General features: G+C 43.0%; 13 protein-coding genes. 9 read left to right on the top strand and 4 right to left on the bottom strand.

Annotation, left to right across the window (positions count from 1 at the left end; translation table 11 throughout):
- Window positions 1-268 precede the first annotated feature (268 nt).
- The 5 genes from JMY08_RS06835 (at window position 269) to JMY08_RS06815 (ending at window position 5717) form a co-directional block, all read left to right on the top strand.
- Window positions 269-1156, top strand: coding sequence for an SDR family NAD(P)-dependent oxidoreductase (locus tag JMY08_RS06835; RefSeq protein WP_201592502.1), 888 nt, complete (start codon window positions 269-271; stop codon window positions 1154-1156).
- A 495-nt stretch (window positions 1157-1651) separates the two neighbouring features.
- Window positions 1652-2704 carry a DUF1852 domain-containing protein gene (locus tag JMY08_RS06830; RefSeq protein WP_201592500.1) on the top strand — a complete coding sequence of 351 codons (1053 nt, stop codon included), beginning with the start codon at window positions 1652-1654 and terminating at the stop codon, window positions 2702-2704.
- Window positions 2705-2932: 228 nt separating this feature from the next.
- Window positions 2933-3961 carry a methionine synthase gene (locus JMY08_RS06825; protein ID WP_189581590.1) on the top strand — a complete coding sequence of 343 codons (1029 nt, stop codon included), beginning with the start codon at window positions 2933-2935 and terminating at the stop codon, window positions 3959-3961.
- A gap of 153 nt (window positions 3962-4114) precedes the next feature.
- Entirely contained in the window at window positions 4115-4618 is a 504-nt protein-coding gene (locus JMY08_RS06820; protein ID WP_201592579.1) for a flavin reductase, read from the top strand.
- A gap of 283 nt (window positions 4619-4901) precedes the next feature.
- Window positions 4902-5717, top strand: a complete 816-nt coding sequence (locus tag JMY08_RS06815) for a sulfite exporter TauE/SafE family protein (RefSeq protein ID WP_201592498.1) — start codon at window positions 4902-4904, stop codon at window positions 5715-5717.
- Between the two features lie 19 nt (window positions 5718-5736).
- Here the strand turns inward: JMY08_RS06815 and JMY08_RS06810 are convergent, their stop codons facing one another.
- From JMY08_RS06810 to lipB, 3 genes are all read right to left on the bottom strand, one after another.
- Window positions 5737-6201: a hypothetical protein gene (locus JMY08_RS06810; RefSeq protein ID WP_201592495.1), complete on the bottom strand. Its 465-nt coding sequence runs from the start codon at window positions 6199-6201 to the stop codon at window positions 5737-5739.
- 162 nt (window positions 6202-6363) lie between these two features.
- The gene (locus JMY08_RS06805) at window positions 6364-6894 is read right to left on the bottom strand and encodes an inorganic diphosphatase (protein ID WP_110923013.1); all 531 of its coding nucleotides are present in this window, start codon (window positions 6892-6894) and stop codon (window positions 6364-6366) included.
- Window positions 6895-7101: 207 nt separating this feature from the next.
- On the bottom strand, window positions 7102-7953 hold the full coding sequence (gene lipB / locus JMY08_RS06800) for a lipoyl(octanoyl) transferase LipB (RefSeq protein WP_201592493.1): 852 nt from the start codon (window positions 7951-7953) through the stop codon (window positions 7102-7104).
- Between the two features lie 458 nt (window positions 7954-8411).
- On the opposite strand from lipB, the gene JMY08_RS06795 reads away from it, so the two are divergent.
- From JMY08_RS06795 to pncB, 4 genes are all read left to right on the top strand, one after another.
- Window positions 8412-9875, top strand: coding sequence for a coniferyl aldehyde dehydrogenase (locus JMY08_RS06795; protein ID WP_201592490.1), 1464 nt, complete (start codon window positions 8412-8414; stop codon window positions 9873-9875).
- A 349-nt stretch (window positions 9876-10224) separates the two neighbouring features.
- A complete protein-coding gene (locus JMY08_RS06790) occupies window positions 10225-12177 on the top strand; it encodes a glycine betaine ABC transporter substrate-binding protein (RefSeq protein WP_201592487.1) in 1953 nt (650 codons plus the stop codon).
- An 18-nt stretch (window positions 12178-12195) separates the two neighbouring features.
- Window positions 12196-13134, top strand: coding sequence for an ATP-binding cassette domain-containing protein (locus tag JMY08_RS06785; protein ID WP_201592484.1), 939 nt, complete (start codon window positions 12196-12198; stop codon window positions 13132-13134).
- 265 nt (window positions 13135-13399) lie between these two features.
- Window positions 13400-14617 carry a nicotinate phosphoribosyltransferase gene (gene pncB / locus JMY08_RS06780; protein ID WP_201592481.1) on the top strand — a complete coding sequence of 406 codons (1218 nt, stop codon included), beginning with the start codon at window positions 13400-13402 and terminating at the stop codon, window positions 14615-14617.
- 15 nt (window positions 14618-14632) lie between these two features.
- Here pncB and xseB read toward each other — a convergent pair whose 3' ends face one another.
- A complete protein-coding gene (gene xseB, locus JMY08_RS06775) occupies window positions 14633-14878 on the bottom strand; it encodes an exodeoxyribonuclease VII small subunit (protein ID WP_010198302.1) in 246 nt (81 codons plus the stop codon).
- Between the last annotated feature and the right edge of the window lie 37 nt (window positions 14879-14915).

The following is a 14915-nucleotide window of genomic DNA, read 5'->3' as shown; positions in this document are numbered from 1 at the left end:
AAAATTGATGTCAGCAGTACGTGATGTATCGATATCGATTTTCACTGACTATAGCTGATGGATATCTCGATATTATCTACGCTAGCTTCTTTGTTTGGCTACCATTTACCTCATTTTCATCACTATTTTCAAAATGAGGACACACCCTAGTGGTTCGCAAAATTATTTTTATCGAATTTTACTGGTACTTTTTCGAGTAATTACAATGTAATTTTGGTATTCTAGAGCGGCACACTATTGGGAATATAATAAACAAAAAGGATTTTTTATGGCTACTCCCTCAAAAAAGGCAATTAGCAAAGCGGTTAAAGACAAACATATCATCATTACTGGTGCTTCAAGCGGTATCGGTGAACGTACAGCCTTTTTGCTTAGTGAATGCGGCGCTCATGTCATTTTATTAGCACGTACCGAAGAGAAGCTAAAAATAGTAAAAGAAAATATTGAGGAACTTGGCGGCAAGGCCAGTTATTATCCTTGTGACTTGACCAATATGGATGAGATTGAAAAAGTCAGCGAGCAAATTTTGGATGATTTTGGCCATGTTGATGTATTGGTCAATAACGCTGGTCGTTCAATTCGACGTTCGGTGCACGAATCTATTGATCGTTTCCATGATTTTGAGCGTACCATGGATATCAATTACTTTGGCGCTGTCAAAATAGTTCTTGGATTTTTGCCGACGATGATTGAACGTCAGACTGGTCAAATTGTTAATATTTCATCTATCGGTGTACTGGCAAACAGTCCGCGTTTTGCCGCCTATGTCGCCTCAAAATCGGCACTGGATGCCTTTAGTCGCTGCTTGGCTGCTGAAGTGAAAGGCGATAATGTCACGATTACCAATATCTTTATGCCATTGGTACGCACACCGATGATTGAGCCAACCAAGTTATACCGCTACATGCCTGCGCTGATGCCGGATGAAGCGGCGATGATGGTCGCAAAAGCGATTGTTCATAAACCAAACAGTATTGCCAGTAACATGGGTAAATTTGCATCTGCAACTTATTCGTTAGCACCAGCGATCAACGTTGGTATTCAATCGATAGGTTATCGTATTTTCCCAAGTACCCGCGCTGGACTGACTACCGATAAAAAACCAAACCTTGCTCAGCGTGCCTTTGCCAGAATTCTTCCTGGTGAGCATCACTAGAATAGAACTTTTATTAGCTCTGAATAATACGAAAAGGATACTGCGGTATCCTTTTTTAATGTCTTGAAAATAATAGTAGACAAAGTAGGGGTATTCTTTAGTAACTCTATGTTGATACTTCCTACTATTAAGGAGAGATCAAATCATTATTTGTTGCCACATGCTTTTTATTACAGCTTATGGGGATTGAAATTCAGTATATTTATTTCTTTACTCTAGTCAATTTAGATCGCTTCTACACGTACATCAAGTCACGTTTTAGATACTCGCAGTTCATATATTTAAATGATTTGACAGGCTTAACTTTTTATTGAGTAAGCCATCAAAACCTCCGTTATCCAAATCTATTTCATGCTTCTAGAATTATTAACATGAATATTATTCATGTTATATTTAAATAGTATCGTTTTTATTCATGTAATGTTTTAGGTATGATTCATCCCATACAGAAATTTAGTTTTATCTCAGTTAATGAGATTAGGGTAGGGGATTACCATGAAGAAACAATTTACATATTCCATCTCAAGCATTCGTTTTGATGAAAACTATCAACCTGCAGACAGCACACGTCTGACGACGAATTTTGCAAATTTGGCGCGTGGCGAGAGTCGTCAAGAGAATTTACACAAGACATTAACAATGGTAAACAATCGTTTCAACGATCTAGCGCATTGGGATAATCCGACCGCAGACCGTTATTCTGTTGAAGTTGATATCATTTCTGCCGACTTGGATATCGAAGGCAATGGTCATACCTTCCCAGTCATTGAGACTTTAAAAACAACGATTGTGGATCATAAGGAAAACAAGCGTATTGACGGTATGATTGGCAATAGCTTTTCCTCTTATGTGCGTGATTATGACTTTAGTATTGTGTTACCAGAACACTTTGCAAACCATCCAAAATCCGCGCCGCCAGAAGAGTTTGGCGATTTACATGGCAAACTGTTTCAACATTTATTGAACTCAGAGGCCTACCAAGCCAACTTTGATAAACAACCAGTGATTTGTCTGAGTGTGTCAAGCAGTAAAGTCTATCAGCGCACGGGCAATCAGCATCCTGTATTGGGGGCTGAATACAGACAAGATGGCGGCTCTTTGAACAAGGGGTCATTAACTGATGAGTATTTTTCCAAAATGGGCTTAGCAGTGCGCTATTTTATGCCTGCTGGTAGTGTGGCGCCTTTAGCATTTTATTTCGCGGGTAATTTGCTAAGTGATTACACTGACCTTGAGCTAATCAGTGCCATCAGTACCATGGAGACTTTCCAAAAGATTTATCGGCCTGAAATTTACAATGCCAACTCGACCGCCGCTCAGGTGTATCAACCAAGCTTAAAGTACCAAGATTACTCACTGACGCAAATTGTCTATGACCGCGAAGAGCGCAGTCAGATGGCAGTGACACAAGGTAAGTTTACGGAAGATGAATTCATTACACCGTATCAAGCTATCCTTGATGAGTGGGCGGCAAACTATGTGGTGACAAGCGAGACTTTTCAAAAAGAAGCGGTGCAAAAACGCGCTGATGATAAACAAGCTGCCTAGGGCGTGTCCTCAATTCAACCGATAGCGATCTAAATGGGCTAAAAGTGGTTAAATCTTGCCAAACATCGTCAACTAGCTAGGTAATATCTCGATATTATCTGCGCTATTTTCCTTGTTTGGCTGCCATTTACCTCACTTTCATCCTCATTTTTAAAATGAGGACACGCCCTAGCATAACCTCACTGGACACCAAAATAAAAAAATAAACATTATAGAAGATTAAAAACTATGAAACTATTATTACCGACATCGACAGCGGGTAGCTTACCAAAACCTTCTTGGCTTGCTGAACCTGAGAAAATTTGGTCACCTTGGGCATTAGAAGGCGAGCAACTGCTTGAAGCCAAACAAGATGCCTTACGTTTGACATTGCAAGAACAGCAGCATGCTGGGATTGATATCGTCAGTGATGGCGAGCAGACCCGTCAGCACTTTGTGACCACCTTCATTGAGCATCTAGATGGCGTCGATTTTGAGAATCGTAAAACCGTTAAGATTCGTGATCGTTATGAGGCCAGTGTGCCGTCAGTCGTTGGGGCGGTGAGCCGTCAAAAGCCAGTGTTTGTAGACGACGCTAAATTTTTGCGGGCGCAAACCGATCAGCCAATCAAATGGGCGCTGCCAGGGCCTATGACGATGATTGATACACTGTATGATGGTCATTATAAAAGCCGTGAAAAATTGGCTTGGGAATTTGCTAAAATTCTGAATCAAGAGGCGAGAGAGCTTGAGGCGGCTGGCGTGGATATTATCCAGTTTGATGAGCCTGCGTTTAATGTGTTCTTTGATGACGTCAATGACTGGGGTATCGCCACGTTAGAGCGCGCTATCGAAGGTCTAAAGTGCGAAACAGCGGTGCATATTTGCTATGGCTATGGCATTAAGGCCAATAATGATTGGAAAAAGACACTGGGTTCAGAGTGGCGTCAATACGAGCAAGCGTTTCCAAAATTGCAGCAGTCAAGCATTGATATCGTCTCGCTTGAGTGCCAAAACTCGCACGTGCCGATGGATTTGATTGAACTCATACGCGGTAAAAAAGTAATGGTCGGTGCTATCGATGTGGCAACCAATACTATTGAAACCCCTGAAGAAGTGGCAGATACCCTACGCAAAGTTCTACAATTCGTCGATGCAGACAAGCTCTATCCTTCGACCAACTGCGGCATGGCACCTTTGCCTCGCGAGGTAGCACGCGGCAAGTTAAAAGCGTTGAGCGAGGGCGCGGCAATCATTCGTCAAGAGCTGAGCGCTTAGTTACTGGCTCGCACTTATCAATAGGTGGGATAGGTCTAATCAAGTTTGTTTATTCGGTTTGATTGAAATACTGTGGGTAGGCCATCAAGTAGTCTTAATGCCATTTAGAAATAAGTCATAGCCAAATTTAGGAGTTCAGCGATGAGTAAAGATATGATTGAAGCCACCGACTTTAGAGATGCCATGTCGCTATTGACGACTGCCGTTAATGTGGTTACCACAAAAGGTAGCTCTGGTATTCATGGGTTTACGGCATCTGCGGTATGTAGCGTCACAGACACACCGCCTACCTTGTTGGTTTGTATGAATCAGACCTCTCGCTCACATGCCCACTTCCTTGAAAACAAAACGTTGAGTGTCAATGTATTAGGCGCACATCATGAGCCAATATCTAATGCCTTTGCCTCAAAATTAAGTTCGGAAGAACGATTTAAACAGGGCGTTTGGACTGAGTTAGCAACAGGTGCGCCTGTTTTAGAGGATGCGCTGGTCAGTTTTGATTGTGAGATTGAGGATATTCAAGAAGTCGGCACGCACAGTGTCTTTATGTGCCGTGTGGTCGCCATCAAGCACGCCGTATCACAAGGTGGTACTGATGAAAGTTTGGTGTATTTCAACCGTGCCTATCATCAAGTGGGTCAAATAGAAATTGCTTAAGCTGACTTTCTGACATTGATTATTTAATGGTCATCTAATTATTATTTAATGGTCATCTAATTATTATTTAATGGTCATCTAATTATTATTTAATGGTCATCTAACTATAGTAAGCTCAATATAAAGAAAATACAGTAAAACTGGAATGAATTTTTTGTAGCCTCTGTCGGCGTAGGCACAGCAAGCTAGAAAAATTTGTATCAGTTTTACGTTGTCAGATAACGTATCCATTCTATTTAGCATCGACTATAAAACTATCCTTTAACCGAGAAGTAACTATCCCGTGGAAATACTCATTTTTTTAATAATTGGTGCGCTAGCAGGATTTGCTGCAGGGCTATTTGGCGTGGGCGGTGGCACCATCATCGTACCACTATTATTTATCGTCTTTACCCAAATGGGCTACAGTCCTGACAATATCATGCATTTGGCGTTAGGGACATCATTAGCGACCATTATTGTCACCTCTATTAGCTCGCTCATGGCGCATAATAAAAAGGGCGCAGTCATGTGGCCGGTCTTTAAAAATCTGGCACCAGGTCTAGCGATTGGTTGCTTTTTGGGTGCGGGGATTGCAGGGCAAATATCTGGGCTATATCTCCAGCTTATTGTTGGCGTATTTTTGCTTTGGGTCGCCTATAAGATGTTTTTCGGTGGTAAAAAGCAGGTCGCTAGTCATTCTAATGATGTTAATCCAGAACTGCCGTCTAAGCCTAAGCAATTAGCAGCAGGCGGAGTTATCGGTGTCGCTTCTGCCATTTTTGGTATCGGCGGTGGCAGCTTAACCGTCCCTTATCTCACGCGTTATGGCGTGGTCATGCAAAAAGCCGTTGGCACTTCAGCAGCGTGTGGATTGCCGATTGCCATTGCTGGTGCGTTAGGCTTTATGATTTTTGGCATGCAGCAGCAAGTTGATGTGCCTAACACTATTGGCTTTGTCCATATTTATGCCTTTTTAGGCATTAGTATCATGAGCTTTTTTACCGCAAAAGTAGGCGCGAAAGTCGCGCATATACTATCACCAGCATTACTAAAAAAATGTTTTGCGATATTATTAACTGTGGTAGGGTTTTATTTCCTTTATAAAGGCCTGCTCTAAGTGCCTCGTAATTTTTTATTTAGCCAAATACTTGCCACAATATCCAGAACAATCCTGTCATTATGAAGATAATGATTAGCAACCGCTTTGCCCAATACGGCAAAAGCGGTTTTTTATAGCCCAAATCATTCAACTGGCTGTCGACACCTCGCTGTAGGCTTTTGAATCCTTGATCTGTTTGAGTGGTTTTCACACGGTTTTTTATTAAACGATCTGATTCTTCCTCTGTTTGCTCTCTATCAAAACTGATCGCCTGATTAGGAATACCTTGCTTATTGGCAATAGTATTTAATTTCTGCTGTTGTTTTACCTTTAGTGCCGTCTCATAAGCATCGATTCTACTCTTTGCTTCATCCATACTGATGTTTTCATCGGCTGCCAATGTTTTGATCGCCATCACCAAATTGTTTTTTTCAATCATCATGATGATCGCTTTTGGCAACTTTGTATTGACTGATTTTGCGCTAGGATCAGGATTAAACATGATTGTCCTTATTACAACATGAGAGTGTGAATAGGTCGTACGGTGGTTCATTATAACCATTTTCTATCAGCAAGATTCAAGCAAAAAAATACCGCAATCATAATAATGACTGCGGTATTTTAATAGTTATCTTTATCAGCATTTCTGCCAATCTTCGATAAATTATAGATCTTTCCAGCGTTGGATAGACTTTTTGATCACTTCTTTAGCTTCTGCAACATCATCCCAAGATTCAACCACTGTGCTACCTGGTTTTTTCAGGTCTTTGTAATGGCTGAAGTGGTACTCTAACTGGTTGATTAGCTGCTTTGGCAGATCAGCTAGGCTGTTGTAAGCATTTCCTGTGTCACGGTCATCAGCAGGTACGACAACGATTTTGTCATCCACTTCGCCATCATCAACGAACTTCATGACGCCGATTACTTTGGCTTTTAAGAAAATACCCGTTGGTAATGGCTGCTCAGTTAGCAATAACACATCTAGCTCATCGCCATCTTCGTCTAGCGTTTGTGGGATAAAACCATAGTTACAAGGTTTAGCAAAAATCTGTGGATCAATACGATCAAGCTCAAATACGGCCAATTCGCGATTCCACTCAATTTTATGGCTGCTACCAGCAGGGATTTCTACTACTACGTTGATAATGCCGCCATCTACGTCGCCGGCGTCCAAAATTTTGTTAAAATCTGCCATAAAATGCTCCAATTTTCTTTTGTTTTAAGTGTTTGAATAATCAATGATAGTCAAAGGATTGAGCTGGACAAGCAGTAAGATTATTACTGTGCCCGATTTGTGCTGCATGCAATTATAGCAAGTTTGGTCTGAATTTTCTCATAATGCTTAAGTCTAAGCGGGCAAGATATTATGCAAAAAAAGATTATGCAAAATGGCTTCAGAAAATCACTTGGGTGCAATTGCTCGTAGCTCAATCAGTCCAGCATGACGTTTGGCAATATTATCAATAAGCTTTTGGGTCACTTGCTCATAGCTCAGGGAATTATGTATGTGCTGAGCTATTTGCGCCTCTGGCTCTTCTTGTATGGTCAAAAAATCAGCCAAGCGTAGCATTTGCATGCCAGCGTAGCCGCAAGGATTAATGGCGTTAAAAGCCGATAAATCACAATTAATATTGAGCGCAATGCCATGATAGCTAAAACCATGCTTAATCTTAAAACCCAATGAGGCTATTTTGCCAAGCATGATTTTGTCATTCAAAGAAGTGTTCTGGGCTTGCGCATCAGTGTCAGTATCAGTATCAGTATCAGTATCTGCATATAAATAAACACCAGGTGCATCACGGCGAGCGTGGGCGCTGATATTATCACTGATAGATGACAATGAGTTCTGTAGACAGTTATTTACCACGTCCTCAATCGCTTGCTCTGCATGCGATACAAGATTGCGCACGCTCCAGCCTATACTGTCCAGATCAAATAACCAGTATACAACCAGCTGTCCATGACCATGCCATGTCACTTGACCACCGCGATCCGTCTTGATAATCGGGGTGTCAGTTCGTTGCAGGATATGTTCTTCTTTACCTGCTTGCCCAAGCGTGTAAACGTCGTTATGATCGACAATCCATAGCTCATCAGGCGTGCGTAAGCCTTGCTCTTTTTTGAGTGCGATACGCTCCAAGGTGCGCGCTAGCATAGCATCATGGGTAGAGACATAATCGGCGGCCGACAGCGATTTTGTAAGAAGGGTGTCGTGAGGAGAGGTATTGTGAGTCTGCTGCGTGACATTTTGCATAAGCGTGACTGTCTTATTGTTGTCTGGTGTAAAGTATTGGCGAATTTTGACTGGTGGCGAAAGTTCAACACGCCCCAATGCTGAGTGTAGCAGTTTTTGTGATTGCCGCCCAAATTTTAATAGATGCCTACAATTTTAATCGATACCTACTATAAAGCCTAAATATTAAAGAGAATATAATTAAAGAGACTATAAAAGGCGATATATCCTTTAAATGATGATTCAGTGCAGCTATTGTCTCTGTGACCGACACGTATTTTATACAAACCCAGCAGTCAATCAAAGACACTGTTCATTGCTTAGTCAATGCGCTACATTAAACAGCAACGAATGGAATCTTGTTAGTTCTTATAATGATATGCGCGCGTGCGGCTATTTCCGCTAGCGCTTAAAGACAAATATAGAGTTATCAATCAAATACAGCGTACTGACTCTAACGCTTATGACAAGGAAGATATATGACAGACAATAATCAGAACACCACTAATCAGGCGCATACCAGTACCGATAAAGCGCTTAGTATTATGACTACTATCGATGAGATGCAAGCGCAGTTCTCTAGATTGCAAGCATTGAGCCGTGCTCAGCCAATAAATGATTGGGCGACGCGGGAGACTCAACTAGACAACTTAGAGATGATGCTTAGCGATAACCAACATAACCTTGCTCAAGCGATTAGCGCAGATTTTGGCTATCGCAGTGAGTCTGAAACCCAATTTGCGGAGCTTGTTCCCAGTTTTACGGGTATCAGCCATGCCAAAAAGCATGGCAAAAAATGGATGAAAACACGTCGCGCTTCTATTTCAGCATTATACATGCCAGCTCATAACGAGATTCAGCCGCAGCCATTAGGTGTGGTTGGTATCATGGTGCCGTGGAACTATCCATTGTTCTTAGCCGTCGGGCCAATCATCGATGCGCTCACAGCAGGCAATCGAATCATGGTTAAGATGAGTGAGTCAGCACCGCAGTTCGCGCAAGTGTTTGCAGATCTCATCGCTCACTACTTTTCGCCAGATATGGTTTGTGTTGTATTGGGCGAAGTAGAGATCGCTGCCGCTTTTAGTAAGCTGCCTTTCGATCATCTATTGTATACCGGCTCTACTGAAGTAGGCAAAAAGGTCATGGCTGCTGCTGCGCCTAATTTGACCCCGGTTACGTTGGAGCTTGGTGGTAAGTCACCCGTTATCGTATTGGACGGTGCCAATCTAGAAGCGGCTGTCAATCGCGTGATGATGGGTAAAACGCTGAATGCCGGTCAAACTTGTATTGCCCCTGACTATGTCCTAATCCAGCGCAAAGATCACGAAGCGTTCATTGGCTTAGCAAAAGAGTGGATGCAAAATCATTATCCGAACATCAGCGAAAACCCAGATTACTCGCGTATTATCAATGGTGAGCAGTTTAAGCGTATCAAAGGTTATCTAGATGGCGTCTCTAGTGAAAATATTCATAAGATAACTGACGCAGACTATGATATCGAAACGCGGTTGATGCCACCAGTTATTATCAGTGAGCCTGCACCCGATAGTGATGTGATGCAAAACGAGCTGTTTGCACCGATTCTGCCGTTGATGCACTATGATACGCTCGATGATGCGATCGATTTCGTCAATGCTCGTCCACGTCCATTAGCGCTTTATGTGTTTGGTGAGCGTCACAGCGACATAGAAAAAGTACGTGACAACACGGTATCAGGTGGCTTAGCTATTAATGAAGTGATCCTGCATGTGGTGCAACACGACTTGCCGTTCGGCGGAGTTGGGCACTCAGGCACTGGCGCGTACCATGGCAAAGCTGGTTTTGAGCGTTTAAGTCATATGAAGCCTGTGTTTGTACAGAATAAGCTCAACGGCATGAATTTCCTATTACCACCTTATGGCGGCTTATTTAACAAAGCTATGGCATTTATGATGAAGTAAATGCTATGAGATTGTCGGTTTAATAACAATGGCATCTACGCAAGTAGGTGCTATTTTTTTGTCCAGAAAACAAAATTTTGACGATTATAGTATTTATTTTTGATGGCTTTATAATATTTTTTATACATAAAGGGAAAGCTGAACCTAGCTGATAGCTATCTATAATTATTCTCATATATCGCTACATTTCTTAATATTACTAGACGGTAGTTATGGTAAGTTTATATTTCTAATGAGAAATAAATATTGATTCCACATTCGCTATCAGTCAAGTGCTTCATAACTTGATATTGATACCTGACTTTGACATCGAAATAACTCATTTTAATAACGACATATAGGACATCTCATGCGCCAATGGATTGCGTTAAGTTTACTGTGTATGAGCGTGTTGTTACTGCCGGTCTCAGCGTCAGCCGCTTGCGCATCACCGATCAAATTTGGCGCGCTGACTTGGGAGAGTGGTCAGTTTACGACTGGGATACTCAAATATATTGCTGAGAGTGGTTACGACTGCACGATCGAAGAAGTACCTGGGGCAGGACCTGCACTCGAGACCGCATTGTCGCAAAACGATATTCAAATCATCGGCGAACAATGGATTGGGCGCTCACCGATTATGGAGCAGGCCATCAATGACAACAAAGTTGCGGTCATTGGCGATACGCTGCAGGGCGGTGCTACCCAAGGTTGGTACGTGCCGCAATACGTCATGGATGACAATCCGGGACTGCGCCGCTATCAGGATTTGCCTAAGTACGCAGAGCTATTCAAAGATCCAGAAGATCCTAGTAAATCACGGTTTATGAACTGTCCGTCAGGCTGGGCGTGTGAGATTTTTAATACTCGCCTGCTCAAAAATACTGGCTTGGACGCGGTTTTTAATAATGCCCATCCAGGTACTGGTGCAGCACTCGATGCTGAGATTGCCTCCGCCTTTGAACAAAAAAAACCGCTACTATTTTACTATTGGCAGCCAACGGGGCTCATCGCCAAATACGATTTTGCACCGCTAGCGTTCCCTGCCCATAAAGATGAGTGCTGGCAAGACTTGTTACTGGCTGATGGTACCTTGGATTGTGTCTCTGGCTTTCCTGTCTCCCCGCTTAAGATTGCTGCATCGACGCCTTTTATCAATGACAATCCTGAATTGGCAAGTGCCTTTGAAAAAGTACAGTTCACGCCAGACCAACTAAACAGTGCGATTTTAGAGATGAGTGAAAGCAAGCGCAGTGGTGATGAACAGGCGCTTGAGTTTTTACGTGCCAATCCAAACGTTTGGCAAGCGTGGCTACCCAAAGAAGTCGCTGAAAATCTTGCTGCCAATTTAGGTATTAATCTAACGAACGATGGCACAGGCAATACCAGTGTCAATGCACCGTTGAATGACGCCACCTCAAGTAACGCCTTCCTAGCACTAACCTCTAGCTTTCCGTCATGGTCCCTTGAGACGCCTCTTAATAAAGCCTTAGCGACTGTGGTTAGAGATTATGGTGATGTGTTTCGGAGTATCAGTAGCGTCACTTTGACCTATTTGTTGTTGCCTATTGAGCGCCTATTAACGGTAATTCCAGCATGGCTAATTATTGGTCTGGTGACCGTGTTGGCATGGTTCGGGGTGCGCAAAGTATGGTTTGCCATTGCTTGCGGGGCAGGACTGTTTTTAATCGGTGCATTTGGACTGTGGGGCGCTTTAATCGATACCTTAGCGTTATTGATCGTCTCAGTTTTAGTGACGGTGGTTATCGGGATTCCCATTGGTATTGCTATGTCGGGCAGCAGTCTGCTGCGAAAAATTGTCACGCCGATATTGGATGTGATGCAAACCATGCCAAGCTTTGTCTATTTAATCCCCGTGCTCATGTTATTCGGTATTGGTAAAGTGCCAGCATTATTTGCCACGATTATTTATGCTTTGCCACCACTTATTCGTTTGACGACGTTGGGCATCACGCAGGTCAATCATGAAATGATCGAAGCAGGGCGCTCGTTCGGTAGTACCCATTTTCAGCTACTCATTTGGATCAAGTTACCACAAGCGTTGCCCAGTATTATGGCGGGAATTAATCAGGCAGTGATGATGTCGCTTGCCATGGTCGTACTGGCGTCTATGATTGGTGCGCCGGGTCTGGGAGAAGACGTCTTGCAATCTATTCAGACGCTCAATATCGGTCAAGGACTACAGGCGGGTACGGCCATTGTCATTGTGGCGATTATCATTGACCGTATTAGCCAAGCTTTTGGTCAAGGAAAACGCGCGCGGCAAAAAACCATTGAAGCTGGCAAACGTCCTATCGGTTAAATAATAATGGGAATAGCTATGAATCATATCCAGTTAGAGAATATCAGCAAAATTTATAATGCTAATGAGTCGCAAGCACAATCAGTGTTGAAACTACTAGCAGATGGTATGGATAGTGTCGCTGTCAAAAAGCAGACTGGCTATTCAGTCGGGCTCTATGATGTTAATTTGGCGATTAAAGCGGGGGAGCTGCATTGCATCATGGGACTCTCAGGCTCAGGTAAATCGACCTTGATACGTCATCTTAACCGTTTGATTGATCCAACCAGCGGCAAGATATGGGTCGACACCACTATTAACTCTAAAACCCTGTCATCAAAAGCACAAGGCATAGCAAAAGAAAAGGCATCGACTGCTGCGGCACCAGTAACCGCTAATACAGACGAGATAAACAATACCAACTCAAGCGACTCTATTAATGTTCTAAAATTGGATGATAAGGCGTTACAGCAATATCGTCAGAATACCGTCAGCATGGTGTTCCAGCATTTTGGCTTGATGCCGCATATGACTGTCATACAAAATGTGGCTTATGGTTTACGTGTCCGCAAGATGAGCGTGGAAGCACGTCATGAAGTCGCGCGTCATTGGCTTAATGAGGTAGGGCTGCCCAATCTAGAGCACAGCTACCCTGATGAACTGTCGGGCGGTATGCAGCAGCGCGTAGGGCTGGCGAGAGCCTTAGCGACTGATAACCCGATTTTGCTGATGGATGAAGCGTTCTCCGCTCTTGATCCGCTTATTCGTGCCCAACTACAGGATCAGCTGCTTGAACTACAAGACCGTCTCAATAAGACCATTGTCTTTATTACTCATGATATCGATGAAGCGGTCAAAGTGGGTCAGCGTATTAGTATTTTAAATGGTGGTCGCTTGGTGCAAACGGGCACGCCTAGCGAATTAAGAGACAATCCTGCCGATGACTATGTCGCTCAATTTATGCGTGCTAAAGCCTAATAATGGATTTATTCACGTTGAGGTCACTCTGAACGTCTTTGTTATACCAATCTAAGCAGCAGCTTTTATAGACGTTTTTGATTATCGTATGATTTTTGCTGCTAGGGGTAGTCACGCCTGCAAAAAACAGCAAATATCGTTATACTGAACGGTCTTTTAAAGGCTCATGAGCATTTATTATTAGAAGCCCCAAGATATCTTTTAGTCAGTATCGCTTAGCTATTGAGCAATATGGATTTTTTACTTTTGCGTTTAAGGTTGTAACATGACGGTCACTTCTGCACCTATTATTACCTCGTTACTTGATAACGATTTGTACAAATTTACCATGCTACAAGCCATGTTACACCAGTTCCCGCAGACCCACGGTGTCTATCGATTTCGCTGCCGTAATAATAGTGAGGCGGTCTATCCACTAGCCGACATTAAAGAGCCGTTAGAGCAGCAATTAGATATGCTGTGTGAATTGCGCTTCTTAGAAGATGAACTGGAATATTTACGTGGGTTACGCTTTATCCGTTCAGACTTCGTTGATTATTTAGAGTTATTTAAACTTAAGCGCCGCTTTATTACCGTCAGTACAGACCGCAAAGGGCGCTTGTTGATCGATATCGAAGGGCCAATGATTCAGGCGATGTTCTTTGAAGTATTCGTGCTGGCAATCGTCAACGAGCTTTATTTTAATGCCTTATCGAGCCCTAGCGTGATAGAAGAAGGACAAAGGCGTTTGGATGACAAGGTTGCGCTGTTGCATCAGTATGCAAAGCAACAAAGTACAGATAAGCCACCTTTCATCGTTGCAGACTTTGGCACACGTCGACGCTTTAGCAAAAGCTGGCAGGCACATGTAGTAGAAACCCTGCACAAAGCTGAGCCAAAAATTGTTAGCGGCACCTCTAACGTGTATTTGGCAAAGCAGCTCGGGATGACACCAATAGGGACGATGGCGCATGAGTTTATGCAAGCTTTTCAGGCATTGGATGTGCGTTTGCGTGACTCACAAAAAGCCGCACTCGAATCTTGGGTACATGAATATCGTGGGGATTTGGGTATTGCGTTGACCGATGTCGTTGGCATGGACGCATTCCTGCGTGATTTTGATCTGTATTTCGCCAAGCTTTTCGACGGTTTGCGCCATGACAGTGGCGATCCTTATATCTGGGGTGATAAAGCCATTGCTCATTATCAAAAGCTAAAGATAGACCCTAAGACAAAGATTCTAACCTTTAGTGATGGTTTGACGCTTGAAAAGGCGTGGGAGTTGCATCAGTACTTCAAAGAGCGTATCAGAACCAGCTTTGGTATTGGCACCAATCTCACCAATGACATGGGCATCACGCCGATTAACATCGTACTAAAATTGGTGGAGTGCAATGGACAACCTGTGGCTAAACTGTCTGATAGCCCAGGCAAGACCATGATTAATAATGATACTTATCTTGCCTATCTGCGCCAAGTTTTCGAGGTTGATGAACCTGAGTAGATGCCATTTAGCTATTTAACTATCTAATTCCTCAGTTTTTACCTCTTCAGCAAAAGCCGCATCCAATGCTTGTTGTACGGCATTGATGCGTGTCTCGCAAACGCGGTAAGCAGCAATTGATTCTTCCACCGTGGTCATCAAATTGTCGATATCAGGCTCATCTTGTTGCTGCAATTCAGCCGCATTGGTTTTTAGAATATCGTAAGCCGCTTTAAAGGTTTTTGGAGCGGCTTTTTTGCGCTTGCGAGTAGGAGTCGTCATGGGTTTTCCTAATTTTTAAAGTAAAAGTAAAAGTAAG

Source organism: Psychrobacter sp. Pi2-51 (genome assembly GCF_904846665.1).
Classification (GTDB): domain Bacteria; phylum Pseudomonadota; class Gammaproteobacteria; order Pseudomonadales; family Moraxellaceae; genus Psychrobacter; species Psychrobacter glaciei.
Note: the sequence above shows the minus strand (reverse complement) of the source record. Positions and strands in the feature narration are given on the sequence as shown.